Genomic DNA, 20,662 nt, shown 5'->3' with positions numbered 1-20,662 from the left:
ATCAGCCTCCCTGTGTGATCTGGGTGGAGCGCGGCAGGGCCGCCACGTCTGCGCCGGACGTAAAGAACAGATCCACCCCGAGCGGGTAGAGCATGGCGTTGCGCTGCAGGGCCGCGCTATCGGGCAGATACAGGCGGGCGCTGTCCTTGATGCCGGGACCGGTGAGGGTGGCATTGGGGGCGCGGCGCTCCGGCAGTTCCACCACCAGCGTGGCGGAGCGGTCCGGGTATTGCGAGCAGCCGATCCGGAACTGGTCCAGCGGCATCAGCGCGTCCCAGCCACCGACGGCGAAATCGGCCTCGGTGGCCGGAACCAGCGGCGCGCCGGTATGGAAGGTCAGCCAGCCACGCAGGGCGGCGCTGTCCACGTCCTGTGCCAGGTAGACCCCGGTCTCCGGATCGCACAGCGTCAGCAGCAGGGTGGCAGCCGCCTCGCTGAGCCCCGCGGGCGCCCGCGCGCCCGTCAGGCTGCGCCAGGTGCCGGGGCGGGCCATCACATCCATTGCGGCGCGGAAGCCATGGGCCGAGGCCACGGCCGGATCCGCAAAGCCGCCGGAGTATATATCGGTGGTGTCAGGCGTCATGCTGGCGGTCATCAGTCTTCTCCCCGGACCATTGTGAAAAAATCGACCTTGGTGGCGGCCGCTTTGGCGGCGCGGGCGTCCTTGCGCGCGGCCCTCTCGGTGCGGAGCGGGCTCAGGATCCTCTCCTCCACCTGCTCTGCTGCATCGGTCTGCAGCATCGCGTCCAGCTTGGCCGCAAGCTCCGCCTGCCGCTTGTTGCGACCCTGCACATAGCCGTGACCGACAGTGCCGCCCGCGATCTTCAACGTGCAGCGCGTGACGGTCATCTCACCGAGGTTGAAAGGGGCGCCCGTGCCGCCAGTCCGCCCGCGCACCATGACGCCGCCGGTTTCCGGCACCCGCAGCCATTCATGGGCGGGCGGAGCGTCGAGGCGGGCGAAAAGGGTCTCGAGCCGAGCCGCGTCTGCCGAGGCCAGAAGGCTCATCCAGCCCTTGCGGCGGTGCGGTGAAATTTCCTGTGTCATGTCTGGTCTGGCCTCTTGGCAGGGTTGTCTACCTGAACTATACAACTAGACAAATCATACATGACTGTGCCCTGTCGGCACAAGTCATCCATTTGCGAAGGTTTCGTGACATGTCCCGCACGCCGGTCTGGAAATCGATTGTCATCACCCTGACAGATGACATTGCGCAGGGGCGCTATGAGACCGGCGGCAAGCTGCCCTCCGAGGCCCAGCTGGCGGCGCGCTTCGGCGTGAACCGCCATACCGTGCGCCGGGCGCTAGCCGATATGGCGGCGCAGGGGCTGGTGCATGCCCGTCGTGGGTCCGGGGTGTTTGTGGCGGCGAAACCCACCGACTACCCGCTGGGCAAGCGCATCCGGTTTCACCAGAATATCCAGCGTGCGGGAAGAGTGCCGCGCAAGAAGGTGCTGCGGCTGGAACTGCTGGCCGCCGATCCCCGCGAAGCCGATGCCCTGGATCTGGCGAGCGGTGCGCCCGTGGTGGTCTACGAGGGGCTGTCCTATGCCGATGACCACCCCGTCGCGCTGGCGCGGACGGTGTTTCCGGCAGATCGCCTGCCCGGGTTGGCCGAGGCCCTGGAGGCGCATGAGTCCATCACCGCCGCGCTCCGGGCCTGTGGTGTGGAGGATTATACCCGGCGAGAGACCCGGATCACGGCAAAGCTGGCGACGGCGACACAGGCGCTGCATCTGCGGATCTCAGAAGGCGCGCCGATCCTGCGCACAACCGGCATATCGGATGATGCCAACAATGTTCCGATTGAATTCGGCCGGACCTGGTTTGCGGGCGACCGTGTCACCCTCACCCTCGGCGACGACTAGCGGCGCGTCCGGGACTGGTTGCCCGCAGCCCGCCCCCCTCGGATTGCAGCACGGTCCGCTCCCGTTGGGCGTGGCGCCTCTTGTCCCGATGGGACAAGAGGCGCGCATCGCGTCCCCGCAGGGGACGCGATGCCGGGCCCAAGGCTGCCAGGGGGTCCGGCCGCAGGCCGGGCACCCGCAGGCGCGGGAGCATTCCCGGCCAGCGCAGCGTGACAGGGGTCACTCGTATTTTTCCAGAAACGCCTCAGCCGACAGAGCCCGGAAATCCGGCAGCGCGCGCCGCAGGGCCGCATGGTCCCAGTCCCACCAGGCCAGCCCCATCATCCGCTCTGCCGACTGTTCGCAGTAGCGTCGCCGGATCAGCCGGGCCGTATTGCCGCCCACAATCGTATAGGGCGCCACATCCTTGGTCACCACTGATCCCGATGCCACAACCGCACCATGGCCAATCGTCACGTCGGGTTTGATCATGGCGCCATGGCCGATCCAGGTGTCATGGCCGATCCGGGCCATGCGCGCGCGACGGCGGGCGAACCAGTCCGCATCATCCTCCGCATCATCCCAATAACTGGCCGAGCGATACAGGAAATGGTGCAACGACGCCTTCTCCATCGGGTGATCCGTCGCCCCGATCCGGGTCGCGCTGGCGATATTGGAAAACTTGCCGATCTCGGCATTGGCAATATCGCAGTTGCGATCACAATAGCTGTAGTCCCCAAGGCGACTATGCGCCAGCCGGGTTCCGGCGCCGAGCTCGGTATAGGCCCCGAAATGACTGTCCACCACCGAGCATCCGGGATGGATCAAAGGGGTCTCGGGCGACAGTTCTGCCATGATCATATTCTCTTTCTGTCTGCAGGGACGGCAGCGCTCCTACCGCCCCGGTGACGATATACAACTAGACACAGCCCGGCCAGAGGCCCCTACGAGCTGCCCGGCTCCGGGTACTAGTGGCCGCCTGCATCACCCTGGATCAGCCGCTTGCGCAGCCAGCCGGAGAACCAGTCCATCACCATCACCATCAACACGATGAGGACGATATAATAGGCCACTTCTTCCCAGTCCTTCTGGGTGATGATCGCCTGCGTCAGCAACAGGCCGATGCCGCCGCCGGTGATCGCGCCGATGATCGTCGCGGACCGGGTGTTGGATTCAAGGAAATACAGCAGCTGCGACAGCAGAACCGGGGTGATCTGCGGGATGACGCCAAACCGATAGCGCTGGATGGGTTTGGCCCCGGTCGAGGCCACTCCCTCGATCTGCTTTTCATCGACATTTTCCAGCGCCTCCGAGAAGATCTTGCCGAAGGTGCCGGTGTCCGTGATCAGGATCGCCAGCGCCCCCGTCAGCGGCCCCGGCCCGAAGGCCCGCGCCAGCACCACGGTCCAGATCAGCGAGTCGACGCCGCGCACGAAATCGAACACCCTGCGGGCCGCGAACCGCACGACCCGGACCGGCATGAAGTTCCGGGTCCCGAGAAAGGCCAGCGGCAAGGCCACGAGACCTGCGCCAAAGGTGCCGAGAAAGGCCATCAGGATGGTCTCGCCAATGGCCCAGGCCACATCGCCATGGCGCCACATCTTGTTGGTCCAGATATCGTTGGCGATCGCGCCCGCCTCGCCGGAGACCGCGCGGGACAACAGCTCGCCCGCCCCCATGCCATGATAGGGGCTGTCGAGCGTGAAGAAGAACAGCTCCCAGCCCATGAAGTAGCGAAAGACCTCGGCCCGGTTCCGGGTCACGGTCAGACGGCCGGCATCGGTGGTGATCGCCAGCCGGTTTTTCGACAGGTTGATCCACTCCGGCAGATCTCCCTCGGGCAGAACCGCCTGCACGCCTTTGCTGCGGCTGGGAGTGGCAGATACCAGACCGTAGCCGGGAATGTCATATTCGATGGTCTCGGGGCCAAAGCGGACCACATGGCCGTCCTCAAGATCGATCACCGTCGTGTCGCCTGTGGCACTCACCCAGGCCGGGCGCATACCCTCGGGATATTCGCCCTTGCGCTCGCCCTCGATGGCGTAGGTGACGAGGCCGCTGCGGTTGTCGCGGGTCACATGGGTCTTGTAGCTGTAGCTGTCCGAGACCAGCGTGCGGGCATTGTCCAGCGATGCGCGCTGCCACAGGCCCGGCACATCAAAGGCAAAGCAGACATAGCCGAGATAGAGAATGATCGCCGCCGGGACGGCAAAGTTCATCAGCCGCTTTTTCAGGAACAGCTTGTCCATCTGCCCCTTCAGCGGGCCTGCGTTGACATCCAGGGTGGTCATGCTGTGGCCCCTTTGCGTGCACCGTGCGTCAGGCGGTCCCGCAGGGACCCGGAAATCTGATCCACCACAACGATGGATGCGAACAACAAAACAAAGATCGCGGCCGCTTCGTCATAGCGCCCCTGCCCCCAGGACATCGAATTCTTCAGCTCATAGCCAATACCGCCGGCACCAACAAAGCCCAGAATGGCGGAGGCCCGGATGTTGATCTCCAGCCGCAGCAAGGCATAGGACACATAGTTCGGCCCCACCTGCGGGATCACACCAAGCCACATGCGCTGCGCCCAGGAGGCACCTGTGGAATACAGCCCCTCGACCGGTTTCAGCGATGCGTTTTCATTCACCTCAGAGAACAGCTTGCCAAGCGAGCCGACAGTATGCAGCGCAATGGCGATCATCGCAGGCACCGGCCCGCCCCCCAGCAGATAGATCAGCACCAGCGCCACGACGATTTCCGGGATCGCGCGGCAGATGTCCATGATCCGGCGAAACACCGGGATCAGACGCGGCCAGGGCGCCATGCCCCGGGTTGACAGCAGCGACAGAACCGTGCCGAAGATCGCCCCCAGCAGCGTCGAGGCGCCGGCAATATTCAGTGTCTCGATCAGCGACGGAAAGAAATGCACCATATGACCGGGCAGCTGGCCGGCCTTTTCGGAGGCTTCGGACAGGACTTCGCCCGGGTAGTCCAGAATGCGGTGGATGCCGTCGAAGAACGACCCTGCATTGCGGTCGTCGGCTGTCCGGAACCCGGCCGCCATCATCGCAATAAACAGGACCAGCAACACCCCACCATAGAGGCGTTTGCGTCGGGTCAGATCGGTATATTGCGCCCGGATCTCATCCACTGTCCGGGGAGCGTTGGCGGTCAGATCAGCCATGAATTCGTCCTGATTCAAAAACGGACCACGGAGCTCAAACAGGCTCCGGCGGCCAAAAATGCGGGGTCCGGATGGATCCGAACCCCGCGACTATTTTGCGAAACGGCTTACTGGGACTTCAGTTTGCGGGCTTCGATGATCACCTCATAGGCGTCATGTGTGATCGGCATGAAGCCTTTGGAGTCACCGGCCGCGACAGAATAGTAGCAGTCGTAATCCATCGCAGGCATGGAGGCCATCAGGCCGGTCATCTTGACTTTCACATCTTCCGGCAGCGCCTTGCGCAGCACAACGGGGCCTTCGGGGATCGGCTTGGACTTCCAGATCTGGACCAGATCGTTCATGTCGACGAGGCCCGCATCAACCGCCTTGCGCAGAGCGCCGGAGTTGTAGCCGTCTTCCCAGTTGCCAAGGCCATCGGCCCAGGTCACGCCGGCATCGATGTCGCCATTGTTCACGGCAACGATGGTCTGCTCATGACCACCGGTGAATTTGACCTCACCGAAGTAGGCACCGGATTCCATCGTGGAGCCGGTCTGTGCCGGGATCTCGATGGAGGGGATCAGGTAGCCGGAGGTGGAGTTCGGATCGCCAAAGCCAAAGACCTTGCCTTTGACGTCTTCCAGCGCGTGGATGCCTGCGTCCTTGCGGGCAAACCCGACCGAGTAGTAGCCGTAGCCGCCATCGACGTTGACCTTGACCAGAACCGGCTCAACCGCTTCGGGGTCGGAGAGATAGGTCTTGGCATAGCCGGACGCGCCCAGCCACGCCATGTCGATGGTGCCGCCGAGGAGACCCTGGATCACGCCGTCATAGTCGGCGGGGGCGAACATCTTGGTTTCAACGCCCAAGAGCTCTTCGGTTTTGGCGCGCAGGCATTCGTTCGAGTTCAGACGGTCCTGTGCGTTTTCGCCGCCGAGGATACCGATGCGGAACTCGGAGATTTCATCGGCCATGACCGGGGCGGTCAGGGCGGTGGTGGCCAGGGCAGTTGTGGCCAGGGCGGCTGCGGTCAGTTTCTTCATCTTGGGACACTCCAGTGTAGGTTGGCCCAAGGCCCTTGGGACCTTGGGATGATGAATGTGGGGTTGGCTCAGACGACGGCGGCGGCGGCGGCGATGGCCGTTACCTGTGCATCGCTGCGGTCGAGGGTTTCGATCTCGGTCGATGTGGCGGCTTCGGAAAAATCCGCGCCAGCGCCATAGATCTCGCGGGCCACGCCGGTGGTCAGCTGTTCGGGCAGCCCATCAAAGACGATGCGCCCGTCGCGCATGCCCACCACCCGGTCGCAGTAGCGCCGCGCGGTGTCGAGCGTGTGCAGGTTGGCAATCACGGTGCGGCCGTCTTCTTCATGGATCCGGCGCAGGGCCTCCATCACGGTCTGGGCATTCATCGGATCGAGCGAGGCGATGGGTTCATCGGCGAGGATGATCTTCGGGTCCTGCATCAGGGCGCGCGCGATGGCCACGCGCTGCTGCTGACCGCCGGACAGGGCCTCGGCCCGTTTGGCGGCATGTTCCGCGATCCCGAGACGGTCCAGGATGTCGATGGCCTTGTGGATGTCTGCCATCGGATAGAGGTTGAACAGCGTCGCCAGGGTCGAGCGACGGTTGAGCGTGCCGTGCAGCACGTTCGACACCACATCCATCCGCGGCACCAGATTGAACTGCTGAAAGATCATCGCGCAGTCGGACTGCCAGGCGCGCTTGTCACGCCCCCGCAGCGTCGTGATCTCGCGGTCGCCGAACATGATGGACCCGTCGGTCGCATCCCCGAGCCGGTTGATCATCCGCAGCAATGTGGATTTGCCTGCGCCAGAGCGTCCGATGATGCCCAGCATACAGGGTTTGTCGATATCCAGCGTGGCGGCCTCGACCGCGGTTTTGTCGCCGAATCTCTTGGTAAGATTTTTGATGCGCAGCACGTGCGGCCCCCTTTGGTTCCGCGACTGACTACGCAAATTCACCAAACCATTTGTGTCAGGGGCGTAAAAGTTTTGTAAACCCCGCGGAATTCCGCACCGGCGGCGCTGGCACCGGTGGCGGTCGCCTCTCTGCCGTGCAGTTTGCGGCAAATGCAGTTTTGCGCGGACCGGGCCTGTGCAGCCCACGTCAGAGCCGCTATATGGCGCATGTCGCCACGAGTCCTCTCTCTCTGATCCGGGAAAGCCAGCCTATGTCCTTTGACCGCTCCATCAAGATCGCCCCGTCCATTCTGTCCGCCGATTTCGCGGATTTTGGCCGGGAAATTCAGGCCATTGAGGCACAGGGCGCCGATTGGGTCCATGTGGACGTGATGGATGGGCATTTCGTGCCCAACCTGACCTTCGGGCCGCAGGCGGTCAAAGCCTTCCGCCCGCACGTGAAGACGGTGATGGACGTGCACCTGATGATTGCTCCGGTTGATCCCTATATCGACGCCTATGCCGAGGCCGGCGCGGATGTGCTGACGGCCCATGTGGAGGCCGGCCCGCATATCCACCGCACCCTGCAGGCCATTCGAGCGGCGGGTATGAAAGCCGGCGTTGCAGTGAACCCGGGCACCCCGGCGGAGGCGGTGGCGCATGTGCTCGATCTTGCGGATCTGGTCTGTGTGATGACGGTCAATCCGGGCTTTGGCGGCCAGAAGTTCATCGACATGACCGCAAAGGTCCGCAGCCTGCGCGACATGATCGGGGACCGCCCGGTCCATATTGAAATCGATGGCGGCATGGACCCCACCACGGCCCCGCTGATGGTTGCCGCCGGTGCGGATGTTCTGGTCGCCGGATCCGCTGTGTTCCGGGGAGGATCCGTTGACACAGCCGAGGTCTACGGCGCGAATATCAATAGCATCCGCACAGCCGCGACCGGCACCTGAAGGTCAGTTTCGCGTGCCGCGGGCGGATCGCTCCCGCCCGTTCCCGCCGCCAGACTGGCGTCGTGACCCGTTGGGCCGGGCGCTGCGCCTGACGGCGCAGCGGGGGCTCACCCCTTCCGGATTCGCCGGAAAATGCCTGTTGCGGTGGCCAGAAGGTCACCCTTGGCATCCTGCAGGTCGCCGATCACATGGACCGTGCTCTTGCCGCCTCCGGTGACCCGGGCCGTTGCAGTGATCCGCCCGGGCCCTGTGGGCGCCAGATAGGACAGGTTCAGCGCCACGGTCACCAGCGCGCCATGGCCTTCGGGGTCGAAATACTGTGACGCGGTATTGCCGCAGACCACATCCATCACCGTTGCCACCATGCCACCGTGCAGGATCCCATGCCGGTTCAGATGCTGCGCCCCCACATCAAGCGTCACCTCGCACACGCCCCGCGCATCCAGCCGGGTCTCATACCCCACCAACTGCTGACAGCCCGGATCGTCGATGCGGCGGAGCCCTTCCTGAAGGGGATCGGATTTCAGAACCATCAGCTTTCCTTGACCGCCATGACCATGTTGCGTCAGGACTTTTGTCCATCCGGCACAAGAGGTCCAGCCCCTATTGCGCGCCCGGCCCCTCAATCGAGTCAACCAAAGCGCTCCTCTGCTTGGCCGCATTGGCCAAGGCAGCCGGACATGTGTCGTCAGCGGGCGATCACGCCCTGCGCCAGCCAGGTATCGAACTGTTCCAGAACCGCATCGACAAAGGCATCGTCATTGATATGGCAGGGTAATTCCCGTAACACAGCCGTGCCCGGAAGCGCGCGCCGGATCTCCTCGCAAAAGGCTGCCAGACCTTCGCCATCATGCAACTCTGCCCCGGCGCGGTCCCATTCGTTGCAGCCCTCCAGCGGCAGGAAGACCGTGACCGGCGCCAGCGCCATCGACAGCTTTTCGCAAATGGTCCGCGCTACGGTCCGGCGCTCCTCCACATCCAGCAAGGCCGATGTCAGCAGCCTGTTGTGCGCATGGGCGGCGCGTCCCCTCAGTTGCTCCGGCACCTCCTGCCAGCCGACAAAATCCACCAGATCGTAGCAGCCGGGCGCAACCATCTGCGGCACACTGGCGCGGCCTGCATGGGTCATTCGCCCGTCCCCTGCCGACAACCCGCCGAACAGATGGTTCGAGACTTCCTGCGGGGCGAAATCCATGACTGCGGCAAAGGTCCCATCTCCGGCGAGGCTCTCGAATGCCCGCCCGCCCATGCCGGTGGCATGAAAGACGGCCACATCGAACCCGCGGGCCTCCAGCGCGGGCTTCAGGGCCACCATATATTTCAGGACCGTCTTGCCAAAGGAGGTCATCCCCACCATCGGACGGGCGCGACCCGGCGGCTCGACCGCTCTCGCTGCGCCCAGCACGGCGCCGGCGGCCTGGCTCAATGCCGCCCTGCAGATATCGTTCAAACCGTACAGCCCCCCGGCCCACAGGATCATCTGAACGTCGGCCGGAATGCGCTCCGGCGGCAACAGAGGAGAAAACGCCACCGTGGAGACCACATATTTGGGCACCCCCACCGGCAGGGCGGAGCAGAGATCCAGTGCCAGATCGGTGCCCATCGTCCCGCCGAGCACGATGACGCCGTCAATCTCTCCCCGCCGGTACATCGCCAGCGCCAGGGCTGCGGCGCCCCCCCCCATGATCTGCATCGCTCTGTTCTCGTCACCGCTGTCGATGGCCACCTGGATGGAGCTGCCCGCGGCGCTGGCCACCTCATGCTTTGATACGTCGACCGGCACCTCGGGATCCCCGAGCACACTCACATCCATCCCGACAACGCGGCCGCCCTGACCACGGATGACCTCTGCCAGATAGGACAGCTCATCCTCCTTGGTGTCATAGGTCCCCGCCACAAGGATCGTCTTTTCCGCCGCCATGTCATCCTCCCCAATCCGGCGCCCTGCCACGCCCCGTTTCATCTTTTCCCAAATACCTCCGCCGGAGGCCGCTGGCCTGGCGCAGCCGGGCCTGCGTCTACAACTGAATCCACCCGACCTTCAGGTCAGTGTATTTCCCCAATGCGTGCAAAGACTTGTCATGACCGTTTCCGGACTGACCAACCCCGCCCAGCGGAACCGTGTTATCTGCTCCGCCATAGGTGTTGACATGCACAACCCCCGCCCGGATCGCCGCGACACAGCGATGGGCCCGCGACAGATCCTGCGTCCAGAGCCCCGCCGCCAGACCGTAGTCCGTGGCATTGGCCAGCCGCAGAGCCTCCGCCTCGCCCTCAAACGGTGTCACCGCCAGAACCGGGCCGAACACTTCCTGACGGAACAGATCAGCCCGCTCGCTCACGCCGGTCACGACGGTCGGGGCCATATAGGTGCCGCCACTGCTCGTCAGCAGCCGCTCGCCGCCGCATTGTACCACGCCACCTTCGTGCCGGGCGCGCTCCACATGGGCCAGGTTCGCCGCCAGCTGCGTTTCGGAGTTCACCGCGCCGATATCACTGCGCAGATCGAGCGGATCGCCCACCCTCAGCGCCTCCGCGTAGTCCACCACCCTGGCCACAAAGGCGTCATGGATCGAGGCCTCCACCAGCAATCGCGACCCGGCAACACAGACCTGTCCGGAGTTGCGGAAAATTCCCATCGCCGAGACCCGCGCCGCATGGTCGAGATCCTTCGCATCCGCAAAGACAATATTCGCAGACTTGCCACCCAGCTCCAGATAGCATCGTTTCAGGTTTGACCGCGCCGAGGCCTCCAGCAGCAGCCTGCCGGTCGCCCCCGAACCGGTGAAGACCAAAACATCCACGTCCATATGCGCCGCCAGCGCCGCACCGGTCTCGGCCCCGGGGCCGGTGACCACATTGAGGACCCCATCCGGCAGCCCACATTCGGCGCAGATTTCCGCGAGACGCAGCAAGGACAACGACGCCGTCTCGGCCGGTTTCAGCACCACCGAATTGCCCATTGCGAGCGCCGGCGCCAGCTTCCATGCCCCGATCATCAGGGGGAAATTCCACGGCACGATCGCGCCGACGACCCCGACGGGTGTGTGATGCACCAGCCCCAGAACATCCGGCGCGGTGGGCGCCACCTCGCCTGCGACCTTGTCGAGCGCCTCGCCATAGTAGCGAAACGTGCCCGCCGCCGAGCCCGCTTCGGCCTTCAGCGCCATGTTGAACTCGCAGCCATTGTCGCGCACGCCAAGAACCGTCAGCGCCACCGCCTCGGCTTCGATCCGGTCGGCAATGCGGTGCAGGATCTTTTTGCGCGCGGCAGGCGCCATCCGGGACCAGCGCCCATCCTCAAAGGCGCGCCGCGCCGACGCAACCGCGCGGTCCACATCCGCCGCCGTCGCCGTCGCCAATGTGGTCAGAACAGATCCGTCAATCGGCGAAGTAACCTGGCATGGCGCGCCCGAACCCGGCGTCCATGCTCCTTCAAGAAAGAGGTTCTGCGGCGCAACAGCAGTGCTGCGAAGCGTGTTGATGAGGTCTTGGTCTGCCATTCGGCCTCCTTCAGATCGGCCATGTCCCTGCGGATCCGCAGGATATGCGTCACGAGCACGATCACGATGATGGAAAACAGGATGAACGCCACGGGGCGGTCGATGAAATCAAAGGGGGTTCTGACCCGCGCCATGGAGGCCCGCAGTTTGACCTCCATGATGCCGCCCAGCACCATGCCGAGGATGATCGGCACCGCAGGCAGCTGCAGCCGTTTCAGGACAAACCCAAACAGCCCGAAGCCCGCCGCGATCACACAGTCGCTGGCCGAATTGCGCAGCGAGTAGACGCCGACGAAGCTCAGGGTCAGGATGGCGACACCGAGAAACCTGTTGGGGATCCGCACCACCTGGATCAAGGATCGGGTCGCGGCCAGAAGGAAGATCAGCACCAGCACATTGAGGATCAAGAGCGCAATATAAAGCGCGACGACGAAATCCATCTGGTTCTGGAACAGCGCAGGCCCCGGCACCACGTTGTGGACATAGAACACCGACAGCATCATCGCCGTCAGCGCCTCGCCGGGGATGCCCAGCGCCAGCAGCGGCACCATGGCGGCGGCGGGCACCGCGTTGTTGGCGGTCTCGGCCGCGATCAGCCCCTCGGAGGAGCCCTGACCGAAATCCTGCGGCCGTTTCGAGGTTTTCTGCGCGTAGGTGTAGGACATGAATTGCGCGGTGAATTCACCAACGCCGGGGATCATCCCCATGATCACGCCAAACCCCGCCGACACCGAGGCCACCCTAGGGTGGCGCGCCAGTTCGCGCAGACCCTGAAACAGCCCGCCCCGCAGTTTCGTCAGGCGGATTTTCTCATCCTCTTCGATCAGCAGGAAAAATGCCTGGCTGATCGCAAACAGGCCAAGCACCACCACGATCAGGTTCACACCGGACCCCAGCGCGTCGACGCCGAACGTATAGCGCTGGGTGTATTTGACGGGCTCCATGCCGATGGTGTTGAGAAAGATCCCGAAACAGGCCAGCGCCCCGGCAATCAACGCCTGCCCCCGGTGCGCCACCACCACCAGGATCAGCCCCAAAAGCGCCGCCAGGAAGATCTCTCGCGCGCCAAAGAGCGGCGCGATCCGCGCCAGCACCGGCGCAAACAGGATCAGGCAGAGGACCGAGAAGACGCCGCCGAAAAAGCTGGCGGAATAGGCCAGGCTGAGGGCGCGGCGCGGCTCTCCGCGCGCGGTCATCGGATAGCCGTCATAGGTCGTCAGCGCGTTCACCGCCGTGCCCGGCGTATTGATCAGGATGGCCGGAATGGCGCCGCCGTACATGGACGATCCGTATATGCCCAACAGCACCGTCAGCCCCACAATGGGATCCATGGAGAAGGTCGCAGGCAGCAGGATGGCGATGGCAACGGCCGGGCCGACGCCTGGAATAGCGCCGATCAGCACGCCGCCGACCGATCCTGCCAGAAGCGCCAGCGCCACGTCCCAGCGCATCAGGATATCAAGTGCAGACAGGATCAGATCCATGGGCAGGCGGCGTCCCTAGAGGTAGAGGATGGCAAAGCTTCGCCATGCATCCGGCAGAAATTCATAGAGGAATGCCCCAGGAATGCGCACTTCCAGCAGAGCTTTGAACAGGACCACGGTGGCGAGCGCAAAGATCACGCAGATGGCCATCATCCGTCGGCTGCGGTATCCCATGCGCCAGGCCAGTGCCGACACAAACACCAGTGTCACCGGCAGGTATCCGATCAGTGGCACCAGCAGCACATAGGCCATGAACCACACCGCATATTCCAGCGCCTGCGCCCATCTCAGGACCTCGCGCAGATCATTGCGTCCGACGCGACGAAACGGCAGCCGCCACAGGTGCAGGGCCGACAGCCCCACCATGCCGCCCACTGCGACGGCGGGCCAGAACCTTGGCTGGGCAAACAAGGCCGTCTGCTTCACCCATGTGGTCTGCTGGCCGATCAGAGCAAGCAACACCCCCGACAGAGTGAGGAAGGTCAGGACAAAAAGCAGCTGCCCCCGATGCGGGCCGACAAATCTGCGTTCGCGTTCGCTGGTCATGGCTGGGCTCGGGCGATCTCTGACTGAAAGGGGAGGCCCGGGGACGGGCCGAATGCGGGGGGCGCAGGTGTGATGGGCATGGTAGGCGTAGTGGAGGGCGGGCAAAAATCCGCCGGGGTCTCTGCGCGTGTCCCCCGGCGGCAGGCTCAGGAAAGGCTACTCCAGCGCGGCGCCGATCCGGGCCATAGTGTCGATATCGCTGGCCACGCGCGCGGCACTTTCGGCCGCGTCCTGCCAATAGACCAGCGCTCCTGTCTCGGCGGCCACCGCCTGCGCGCGGGCGCTCATCACGGTCTCCTGCGCGACGGCGATGATCTTGTCGCGGACGTCTTGCGGGGTGTCCTTGGTCACGAACAGGCCATTCCACAGCGCAATATCAAGCTCCGGGTTCAATTCGCCAATGGTCGGCGCATCGGGCACCAGCGGGATGCGGTCATCGGTGATGGAGACCAGAACGTTCACATCATCGAGACAGGGCAGGATCAGCTGCAACGTGGTGTTGATGACATCCGCATCGCCGGAGGCCAGCGTATTGCAATCCAGCGCATCAAACGCCGCATCCGCCCCCCATTCAAAGCCCGCCGATTTCGCATAGGCCTTGGTCACCTGCGTGGGCGTCAGGACATCCCCGAAATGCCCGAGAACCACATCGTGATCCTTGGCGTAGGTCGCCAGTTCCTCCATCGAAGCATAGGGGGCATCGCCGGATGTGGCGATCACAAAGGGATAGGTCAGAAAGATGCCGAGCGGGTCGAATTTTGCGGGGGTCAGGGGCGCAATGTCGATCTGGTGGCCCATCACCGGCACACCAATCACGAAGGACCCCACGGTGTAGCCATCGGCCGGCGCGTTCGCGACCTCAATCGCACCGGGAAATGGCCCGCCGCCACCGCCGGGTTTGTTGACCACCGCCGCTGCGACACCGTATTTTTGCTGGAAATCCTCGGCGATCATCCGGGTCAGCACGTCTTCGAGGTCTCCCGGCGGCCAGGGCACGATGAAGTTCACGGGCTTTTCGGGATAGTCCGCCAGTGCGGCCCCGGCGGTCACAGTCAGGCCTGCCGCAACAATGGCCCCCGTTTTGAAAACTGCGCTTCTGAAGAAAGAACTCACGGTCATTGGCTGTCTCCCTGTTCGCCATTCAAGTTGCCGTAGTCAAGTTGCTGTCGGTGAGGTGGCGACGTGGTCCGCCGCTCGGTCGGGGGCGCCCCCGATTGGTTCATTATTTGAACCATTGGTTTGAATTTAGATTGACAGCGGCGGGCTTCATCTGTCAACAAAAATAGAGCCACCCGGGACACCCGTGATCCGGCGGGCTGAGAATTCTGGCAAAACGGTATCAGGACAACCGATGGGCACTGTCTCCAAAGCACTGAGTTTGCTCACCCATTTCAATCATGGTCGGCTTGAGATCGGTTTGAGCGACCTGACGCGCCTGTCTGGTCTGAACAAGGCGACCGTCTACCGGCTGATGGGGGAGCTGCAGGAACAGGGATTCGTCGAACAGATCGAAGCGGCCCGGTCCTATCGCCTCGGGCCGCAGGTCCTGCGGCTGGCGGCCCTGCGGGAGGCGAGCGTTCCGATTCTGTCTGCCTCGCGCCGGGTCCTGCGCGAGCTGTCGGAGGTCACCGGGGAAACCACCCATTTGTCGCTGTTGCAGGGCGATCAGCTGGCGTCGCTGTCGCATGCCTATGCGCCGCAGCATGCAACGAAAGTGATGATGGAAGACGCCGAAGTGCTGACGTTTCACGGCACGGCTTCGGGCCTGGCGGTGCTCGGGTTTGCCGAGGCGGGATTTGTCGAGGCGGTTCTGGCCCGGCCGCTGGAGGCCCGCACGCCGCAGACACAGACCGACCCGGAAGTGGTGCGCGCCCAGATCACCGAGGTGCAACGCGCTGGCATCGCGCAATCGGTCGGCGGCTTTGAGGCGGAAGTGCATTCCCATGCGGTGCCGATCTTCGGGCCGGACCGTGCCGTCCTGGGCGCGCTGGCCGTGGCGGCGCCCAGCTCGCGCATGAGTGCGGCACAGCGGCGCGCCATCCCCCAGGCCCTGCATGCGGCCGGGCTGGCCCTCACCCAACGCATCGGCGGTGTCTGCCCGCCGGATTTTCCCACCGTTCCCGCGGCCTGACTGCCGCGCCATGCCGCGAAAAAGGAGCCCGCTTCCATGAAAGACGCCAACTTCCTGAAAGAGCACAACGCCCGGAGCCTGTGGCATCCGATGGCCCATCCCGGCGACAGCCTCGCCCACCCTCCGACCATCATCACCGGCGCTTCGGGCGTGCGGATCACGGATGTGGACGGCCATGAGGTGGTGGACGCGGTGGGCGGTCTCTGGAACGTCAACCTCGGGTTTTCCTGCCAGCCGGTGAAGGATGCGATTGCCGCGCAACTGGACAGGCTGCCCTACTATTCGATCTTTCGCGGCACCACCAACGATCAGGTGATCCAGCTCGCCGAGGAGTTGCGGGACTTTTTTGCCCCCGACGGTCTGTCGCGCGCCTTCTTTACCTCGGGCGGTTCAGATTCGGTCGAGACCGCCCTGCGTCTGGCCCGCCAGTATCACAAGGTGCGCGGCGAGCCTGGCCGGGTGAAATACCTGAGCCTCAAGAAAGGCTATCACGGCACTCATTTCGGAGGCGCGTCGGTGAACGGGAACGCCAATTTCCGCACGGCCTACGAACCCTTGTTGCCCGGCTGCCACCATATTCCGGCCCCCTACACCTACCGCAACCCGTTCAATGAGACCGACCCGGAGCGTCTCGCTCAGCTCTGTCTTGCCGCATTGGAAGACGAGATCGCGTTTCAGGGCGCGGGCACCATCGCCGCCTTCATCATGGAGCCCATCCTCGGGGCGGGCGGCGTGATCCCCCCGCACGAGAGCTTCATGCCCGGTGTGGCCGAAATTTGCAGCAGGCACGGCATTCTGCTGATCGCCGACGAGGTGATCACCGCATTCGGCCGCTGTGGATCCTGGACCGGGTCGCGGCATTGGGGCGTCCAGCCCGACCTGATGTGCACGGCCAAGGCGATCACCAACGGGTATTTCCCTTTTGGCGCGGTGATGATCTCGGAACGGCTGGTGGACACGTTCGAACAGGACCAAAGCGGCAAGGCGGCAATCGGACATGGCTACACCTACTCCGGCCATCCGGTGGGCGCGGCGGCCGCTCTGGCCTGTCTGGCGGAAACCAAACGGCTGGATGTCGCCACCAACGCAGCCGCACGGGGGGCGCAGGTCCATGCAGGGCTTCTGGCCCTCAAGGCGCGCCATGCCCTCATCGGAGACGTGCGTGGCGGACATGGGCTGATGTCCGCAGTGGAACTGGTCAGCGACCAGGAGAGCAAGGCGCCGATCGACAAGAAGACCGCCAACACCATTCAGGAGGTCGCCTATCAAAACGGGGCAATGGTGCGGGTTTCTGGGCCCAATATCATCCTGTCGCCACCGCTGGTCGTGACGGAGGCTGATGTAGACCAGATCCTCTCGGCACTTGCGGCCGGCCTCGCGGCGGTGAGCTGACGGTCCTCCGGGGTGCGACCGCAGCCAATCCTTCTGGATTGGCTGCTACCAGATACCATGGCGGGCCCGAAGCCGAAGGCTTCGGGCCCGCTCCCTTCGGTGGCGCCGCTGGCGCGGCGCGGTTCCGCTTGAGACTAGCCCTCCGCATCCTCACGAACGCAGGTCCAGACGGTCCGGGTCGACACTTTTTCGACCTTCGCAAACCCCGCCTTTCGCAGGATTGCCTTGCATCGGCGCATGCCCGCCACCTCATAGGCGTCGGGATGGAACTCCATGACGATCGCGCGAAAAGAGCTGAGATCCATGGCGTCCAGCAGCGCCAACTCCCCGCCTTCGATATCCATCACAAGGACCGTGGGCTGAAACCCATCGATCACTTCGGCCAGATCCGCCGTCGGGACCTGCACAACCCGCGACGGGCGCCCTCCTTCATTCAGCACCGACGAGCCGAGAAAGCTGGTGCGGAGATGGAAGGCCAGCGTGTCCGGTCGGTCCGCCCCGGCCCACAACACCTGATTGCGCACCTCAATCCGCCCCACCAGCCCGTTCATTTCGTGCAACGCCGTGATGACCGGTATCAGCTCCGGATTGGCCTCGAACGACAACAGTTTTTGCGGCCGGGCATTCAGCGCGATGACCGCGCCCACCACCCCCAGCCCGGCCCCGACTTCCAGCACCCTGTCTGTTTCGCGCACAACATGGAGCGCCCCCGCGATCTCCTGTCCCTCATATCGGGCGGCATTGATCCGCTCGATCCGGGTCTCGGTCAAAAAATCAGAAGCCGGGACTTTGACCCCGAGACAGACGGCCGCCACCCGGGCGCCGGATGCCTCGCCCCCGGACGGGTCAGACTTCGCCGCGTGAACGCCGGTCTCTGGCTCGGTGGCTGCGCCTGTGTCTGTGTCTGTGTCAGACATGGTCTGGATCTTCCCCCGGAATGAATCTGGCCCCAGTTTGACGCGCCCCGACCGCCGGATGCAAGCCCGCAGCGCTGGTGCGCGCCCAGTTCACGCCAAGTTCACACCCAGACCTCAGAGGAAATGCACGTAGAAATCCCGCAGGGCGTCCCCTTCGAGATCGCGGGTCTTGCGCACCTCTTTCTGCTTCATGAAGATATGGTTGTCCGCCAGCTCGGCCCCCAGCGCCTGCGTCAGGGCAATGTCCTTCTGCAGGTCGGCCACTGCCCCCTTCAGCGTCATCGCGGTGCTTTCGCGGGTATCCGTGCGGTCAAATCCGTCGCCGGTCTCCATCGGTGGCAGATCATAGCCCAGCTCCACGCCAAGCCGCGCCGCCTGCAACAGCGCTGCTACGGTGGTATAGGGATTGGAGGAGGCATCCGCCGTCCGATGTTCCAGCCGCGCCTTGGCACCGCCTTCGGAACTGATCCGGGTGGTGACGTTGCGATGATCACCGCCCCAATTCTGCCAGAACCCCGACAGGCTGCCGGGCTGCAGGCGCATGTAGCTGTTCGCCGTGGGGGCAATCAGCCCCGCCAGCCCTTTGTGGTGATGAAGGAAGCCCGCCAGACAGCCCCGCGCGAGATCATTCATATGCTCGGGGCCGCCGCGCGGGCCACAGGACAGCGCATTGCCGCCCCGCTCGTCGCTGAAGGAGAGATTGACATGCATGCCCGAGCCGCCCCCCTGGGCCACCGGTTTCGGCATGAAGGTCAGCACGATGCCATATTCCAGCGCAACCTCCCGCGCCATCAGCCGGAACAGGACAATATCATCCACCGCCTTGACCGCGTCATCAAAGGTCAGCGTGTATTCGAATTGCGGGCTGTCGAACTCTGCGGTGATCATATCGAGCGCAAAGCCCATTTCATCCGCCATCGCCCAGATCCGGTCATTGAACCGCAACGGGTCCGCAAAGGGACCGGTGCCATAGACCACGCCGCCCGGCGCATCATAGGGGACCAGCCGCCCGTAGTCATCGGGTTGCAGCGCATAGGCTTCGAGTTCGATCCCGACCTTCGGGGTCAGACCGCGCGCCTGCCATTGCGCCACGGCCCGCTTCAGGGCGCCGCGCGGGCAGAGGCTGAGCGCAGCGCCTGCATCGTCATAGAGGTCGCCCAGCACAATCTTGGTCGAGGCATGCCAACTGTCGCGGATATCGTCATGACGCCAGCGCAGCTCCATGTCGGGCAACCCCTGCTTCACCATGGCCCCCGGCGCATTCAGCAGATCCCGGTCGTAGTGGGTGCCGAAAACCGAGCGGCAGAACCGGGTGCCATCGTCACCGATCTTGGAATGGGGCAGATATTTGCCCCGCATGATACTGAGATGATCGCAAAAAAGCGCGCGCAGGCGGGTTTTCATCAAATGTCCTTTCCTGTTGTGCGGATCGCTCCAGCTGCCCTGCCCCCCCCGGAAAGACGTGCGCCCCGGGCGAGCCTTCTCAATCCAGCCTAGGCCGCCTCGACCCGCACCGGCAATTCCTTGATGCCCCCGACAAAATTCGACCGCAGGAATTTATGCGGCCCTGCGGGCTCGATATGGCGGATGCGTTTGGCCAGTTCCTGAAACAGGACTGTCACCTCCAGCCGCGCCAGCCACATGCCGAGACAGACATGGGGGCCGAACTGACCAAACGACAGGTGACGGTTCGGGTTGCGCATCAGGTCGACGCGAAACGGATCTGTGAAATAACTGTCGTCACGATTGGCGGAAATGAACCAATAGAGCACCTTGTCGCCCTTCCGGATGGTCTTGCCGTGCATCTCCACGTCCTGCGTGGCGGTGCGCCTGAAATAGAGCGCAGGCGTGGCCCAGCGGATGATTTCATCCGCGGCCGTGTCCCAGACCGCGCCGCCAGCCTGCATCTGCGCCAGCAGTTCCGGTTGATGGCACATCGCTTGCAGGCCCGCCGCAATGGAGTATCGGGTGGTATCATTGCCCGCCGCCACCAGCAGGCAGAAGAAATTGCGAAACTCGGTCTCGGTGATGGTGGAGCCGTCCCGCGCGGGCCGCAGGATCATGTTCAACACGCCCGCCGTGTCGCCCTTGCGGTCTTTCTCCCGCATCAGATCCTTCGCATAGACATAGAGCTCTGCGCCGGCGGGGGAATTGAAGGGCATCATGCGGAATTCATCCGTGTCCATCTTGTCGAGCACATGCGCGGTGAAATCCGGGTCCGTATTGGCGATCAGCGCATCGCCCTTTTCCACCAGCCACGGCAGGTCCGCATCGGGTAGCCCGACCACCCGTCCCAACATCCGCATCGGCAATTGCCGGGCGATCTCCTTGGTGGCGTCAAAGGTGCCTTTCTCCAGCACCGGGTCGAGGATCTCGGCGCAGAGATCGCGGATATCCTGTTCGTATTGCGCCATCGTGGTCCTGGAGAAGGCCTTCAGCAATTTCATGCGGACCTGGGAATGCTCCGGCGGGTCGGTTTCCTGAAACGTGCGCCGGGCAAGGTATTCCTCATAGGTCTGATCCTCCATCCGGATGCCCTGGGCGGAGGAAAACACCTCGGTGTTCCCGTTCATCAGGGTGATGTCGTCATAGCGCGTCACCGACCAGAAATTCTGCCCATCGCGATACTCTGTCCAATATAGCGGATCCTCGCGCCGCAGCCGGGCAAAGGTGTTGTGAGGCGCGCCCCCGGCAAAGGTGTCATGGCTGGACAGATCCGCATGGCCATCGTCGTTTGGAGTCCAGATCGTCATGGCGGGGCTTCCTTTGCTACGCGGCGAATGTATACTAGTAAGCACGTTAATTATACAC

20 protein-coding genes are annotated in these 20,662 nt (G+C 63.9%); 4 read left to right on the top strand and 16 right to left on the bottom strand.

Features of this window, described 5'->3' with window-relative positions; genetic code table 11:
- Position 1: 1 nt before the first annotated feature.
- Together phnH and phnG are read right to left on the bottom strand one after the other, a co-directional pair.
- Positions 2–595, bottom strand: a complete 594-nt coding sequence (gene phnH, locus FGE21_RS03950) for a phosphonate C-P lyase system protein PhnH (RefSeq protein WP_370285430.1) — start codon at positions 593–595, stop codon at positions 2–4.
- Positions 595–1,047 (bottom strand): phosphonate C-P lyase system protein PhnG, encoded by a 453-nt coding sequence (phnG, locus tag FGE21_RS03945; RefSeq protein WP_139661842.1) that lies wholly within the window; start codon positions 1,045–1,047, stop codon positions 595–597. The genes phnH and phnG overlap by 1 nt, the downstream gene beginning before the upstream one ends.
- 110 nt (positions 1,048–1,157) lie before the next feature.
- Between phnG and phnF the strand changes: the two genes are divergently transcribed.
- A complete protein-coding gene (phnF, locus tag FGE21_RS03940; RefSeq protein WP_139661840.1) occupies positions 1,158–1,868 on the top strand; it encodes a phosphonate metabolism transcriptional regulator PhnF in 711 nt (236 codons plus the stop codon).
- A 219-nt stretch (positions 1,869–2,087) separates the two neighbouring features.
- On the opposite strand, the gene FGE21_RS03935 is transcribed toward phnF, so the two are convergent.
- From FGE21_RS03935 to phnC, 5 genes are all read right to left on the bottom strand, one after another.
- Positions 2,088–2,702, bottom strand: coding sequence for a chloramphenicol acetyltransferase (locus FGE21_RS03935; RefSeq protein ID WP_139661838.1), 615 nt, complete (start codon positions 2,700–2,702; stop codon positions 2,088–2,090).
- Between the two features lie 113 nt (positions 2,703–2,815).
- Positions 2,816–4,138 carry a phosphonate ABC transporter, permease protein PhnE gene (phnE, locus tag FGE21_RS03930; protein ID WP_139661837.1) on the bottom strand — a complete coding sequence of 441 codons (1,323 nt, stop codon included), beginning with the start codon at positions 4,136–4,138 and terminating at the stop codon, positions 2,816–2,818.
- A complete protein-coding gene (phnE, locus tag FGE21_RS03925; protein ID WP_139661835.1) occupies positions 4,135–5,019 on the bottom strand; it encodes a phosphonate ABC transporter, permease protein PhnE in 885 nt (294 codons plus the stop codon). The genes phnE (FGE21_RS03930) and phnE (FGE21_RS03925) overlap by 4 nt, the downstream gene beginning before the upstream one ends.
- A gap of 107 nt (positions 5,020–5,126) precedes the next feature.
- A complete protein-coding gene (phnD, locus tag FGE21_RS03920) occupies positions 5,127–6,044 on the bottom strand; it encodes a phosphonate ABC transporter substrate-binding protein (RefSeq protein ID WP_139661834.1) in 918 nt (305 codons plus the stop codon).
- Positions 6,045–6,112: 68 nt separating this feature from the next.
- Entirely contained in the window at positions 6,113–6,943 is an 831-nt protein-coding gene (gene phnC, locus FGE21_RS03915; protein WP_139661832.1) for a phosphonate ABC transporter ATP-binding protein, read from the bottom strand.
- A gap of 251 nt (positions 6,944–7,194) precedes the next feature.
- On the opposite strand from phnC, the gene rpe reads away from it, so the two are divergent.
- On the top strand, positions 7,195–7,878 hold the full coding sequence (gene rpe, locus FGE21_RS03910) for a ribulose-phosphate 3-epimerase (RefSeq protein ID WP_139661830.1): 684 nt from the start codon (positions 7,195–7,197) through the stop codon (positions 7,876–7,878).
- Positions 7,879–7,985: 107 nt separating this feature from the next.
- On the opposite strand, the gene FGE21_RS03905 is transcribed toward rpe, so the two are convergent.
- The 6 genes from FGE21_RS03905 to FGE21_RS03880 all read right to left on the bottom strand — a co-directional run bounded on the left by FGE21_RS03905 (position 7,986) and on the right by FGE21_RS03880 (position 14,530).
- On the bottom strand, positions 7,986–8,411 hold the full coding sequence (locus tag FGE21_RS03905) for a PaaI family thioesterase (RefSeq protein WP_139661829.1): 426 nt from the start codon (positions 8,409–8,411) through the stop codon (positions 7,986–7,988).
- Positions 8,412–8,566: 155 nt separating this feature from the next.
- Positions 8,567–9,799, bottom strand: coding sequence for a Tm-1-like ATP-binding domain-containing protein (locus tag FGE21_RS03900; protein ID WP_139661827.1), 1,233 nt, complete (start codon positions 9,797–9,799; stop codon positions 8,567–8,569).
- A gap of 97 nt (positions 9,800–9,896) precedes the next feature.
- Positions 9,897–11,264: an aldehyde dehydrogenase family protein gene (locus FGE21_RS03895; RefSeq protein ID WP_255731354.1), complete on the bottom strand. Its 1,368-nt coding sequence runs from the start codon at positions 11,262–11,264 to the stop codon at positions 9,897–9,899.
- Positions 11,246–12,865, bottom strand: a complete 1,620-nt coding sequence (locus tag FGE21_RS03890; protein WP_139661826.1) for a tripartite tricarboxylate transporter permease — start codon at positions 12,863–12,865, stop codon at positions 11,246–11,248. The genes FGE21_RS03895 and FGE21_RS03890 overlap by 19 nt, the downstream gene beginning before the upstream one ends.
- A gap of 15 nt (positions 12,866–12,880) precedes the next feature.
- Positions 12,881–13,411: a tripartite tricarboxylate transporter TctB family protein gene (locus FGE21_RS03885; RefSeq protein WP_139661824.1), complete on the bottom strand. Its 531-nt coding sequence runs from the start codon at positions 13,409–13,411 to the stop codon at positions 12,881–12,883.
- A 156-nt stretch (positions 13,412–13,567) separates the two neighbouring features.
- On the bottom strand, positions 13,568–14,530 hold the full coding sequence (locus FGE21_RS03880; RefSeq protein ID WP_139661822.1) for a tripartite tricarboxylate transporter substrate-binding protein: 963 nt from the start codon (positions 14,528–14,530) through the stop codon (positions 13,568–13,570).
- A gap of 232 nt (positions 14,531–14,762) precedes the next feature.
- Here FGE21_RS03880 and FGE21_RS03875 point away from each other — a divergent pair, with 232 nt between their 5' ends.
- Positions 14,763–15,542, top strand: a complete 780-nt coding sequence (locus tag FGE21_RS03875) for an IclR family transcriptional regulator (RefSeq protein ID WP_139661821.1) — start codon at positions 14,763–14,765, stop codon at positions 15,540–15,542.
- 36 nt (positions 15,543–15,578) lie between these two features.
- Positions 15,579–16,934, top strand: coding sequence for an aspartate aminotransferase family protein (locus tag FGE21_RS03870; RefSeq protein WP_139661819.1), 1,356 nt, complete (start codon positions 15,579–15,581; stop codon positions 16,932–16,934).
- A 134-nt stretch (positions 16,935–17,068) separates the two neighbouring features.
- Here FGE21_RS03870 and FGE21_RS03865 read toward each other — a convergent pair whose 3' ends face one another.
- From FGE21_RS03865 to FGE21_RS03855, 3 genes are all read right to left on the bottom strand, one after another.
- Positions 17,069–17,851: an FkbM family methyltransferase gene (locus FGE21_RS03865; protein WP_139661817.1), complete on the bottom strand. Its 783-nt coding sequence runs from the start codon at positions 17,849–17,851 to the stop codon at positions 17,069–17,071.
- Positions 17,852–17,965: 114 nt separating this feature from the next.
- Entirely contained in the window at positions 17,966–19,255 is a 1,290-nt protein-coding gene (locus FGE21_RS03860; protein ID WP_139661815.1) for a glutamine synthetase family protein, read from the bottom strand.
- A gap of 89 nt (positions 19,256–19,344) precedes the next feature.
- Complete coding sequence (locus FGE21_RS03855) at positions 19,345–20,604, bottom strand: cytochrome P450 (protein WP_139661813.1); 1,260 nt, start codon at positions 20,602–20,604, stop codon at positions 19,345–19,347.
- Positions 20,605–20,662 lie beyond the last annotated feature (58 nt).

Origin of the sequence: Phaeobacter sp. B1627, assembly GCF_006265095.1 — a bacterium.
Lineage (GTDB): Bacteria > Pseudomonadota > Alphaproteobacteria > Rhodobacterales > Rhodobacteraceae > Epibacterium.
The sequence above is the reverse complement of the archived record's forward strand: the minus strand, read 5'-3'. Positions and strand labels throughout refer to the sequence as shown.

What these genes read in the sequence shown, in the direction of transcription:
- FGE21_RS03900 (WP_139661827.1), bottom strand. Translation starts at nt 9,799, where the DNA reads ATGGCGGCGGAAAAGACGATCCTTGTGGCGGGGACCTATGACACCAAG.
- phnG (WP_139661842.1), bottom strand. Translation starts at nt 1,047, where the DNA reads ATGACACAGGAAATTTCACCGCACCGCCGCAAGGGCTGGATGAGCCTT.
- FGE21_RS03855 (WP_139661813.1), bottom strand. Translation starts at nt 20,604, where the DNA reads ATGACGATCTGGACTCCAAACGACGATGGCCATGCGGATCTGTCCAGC.
- FGE21_RS03865 (WP_139661817.1), bottom strand. Translation starts at nt 17,851, where the DNA reads ATGTCTGACACAGACACAGACACAGGCGCAGCCACCGAGCCAGAGACC.
- FGE21_RS03875 (WP_139661821.1), top strand. Translation starts at nt 14,763, where the DNA reads ATGGGCACTGTCTCCAAAGCACTGAGTTTGCTCACCCATTTCAATCAT.
- FGE21_RS03885 (WP_139661824.1), bottom strand. Translation starts at nt 13,411, where the DNA reads ATGACCAGCGAACGCGAACGCAGATTTGTCGGCCCGCATCGGGGGCAG.
- phnE (WP_139661835.1), bottom strand. Translation starts at nt 5,019, where the DNA reads ATGGCTGATCTGACCGCCAACGCTCCCCGGACAGTGGATGAGATCCGG.
- FGE21_RS03880 (WP_139661822.1), bottom strand. Translation starts at nt 14,530, where the DNA reads ATGACCGTGAGTTCTTTCTTCAGAAGCGCAGTTTTCAAAACGGGGGCC.
- phnE (WP_139661837.1), bottom strand. Translation starts at nt 4,138, where the DNA reads ATGACCACCCTGGATGTCAACGCAGGCCCGCTGAAGGGGCAGATGGAC.
- rpe (WP_139661830.1), top strand. Translation starts at nt 7,195, where the DNA reads ATGTCCTTTGACCGCTCCATCAAGATCGCCCCGTCCATTCTGTCCGCC.
- FGE21_RS03860 (WP_139661815.1), bottom strand. Translation starts at nt 19,255, where the DNA reads ATGAAAACCCGCCTGCGCGCGCTTTTTTGCGATCATCTCAGTATCATG.
- FGE21_RS03935 (WP_139661838.1), bottom strand. Translation starts at nt 2,702, where the DNA reads ATGGCAGAACTGTCGCCCGAGACCCCTTTGATCCATCCCGGATGCTCG.
- FGE21_RS03905 (WP_139661829.1), bottom strand. Translation starts at nt 8,411, where the DNA reads ATGGTTCTGAAATCCGATCCCCTTCAGGAAGGGCTCCGCCGCATCGAC.
- phnD (WP_139661834.1), bottom strand. Translation starts at nt 6,044, where the DNA reads ATGAAGAAACTGACCGCAGCCGCCCTGGCCACAACTGCCCTGGCCACC.
- FGE21_RS03890 (WP_139661826.1), bottom strand. Translation starts at nt 12,865, where the DNA reads ATGGATCTGATCCTGTCTGCACTTGATATCCTGATGCGCTGGGACGTG.
- FGE21_RS03870 (WP_139661819.1), top strand. Translation starts at nt 15,579, where the DNA reads ATGAAAGACGCCAACTTCCTGAAAGAGCACAACGCCCGGAGCCTGTGG.
- phnH (WP_370285430.1), bottom strand. Translation starts at nt 595, where the DNA reads ATGACCGCCAGCATGACGCCTGACACCACCGATATATACTCCGGCGGC.
- phnF (WP_139661840.1), top strand. Translation starts at nt 1,158, where the DNA reads ATGTCCCGCACGCCGGTCTGGAAATCGATTGTCATCACCCTGACAGAT.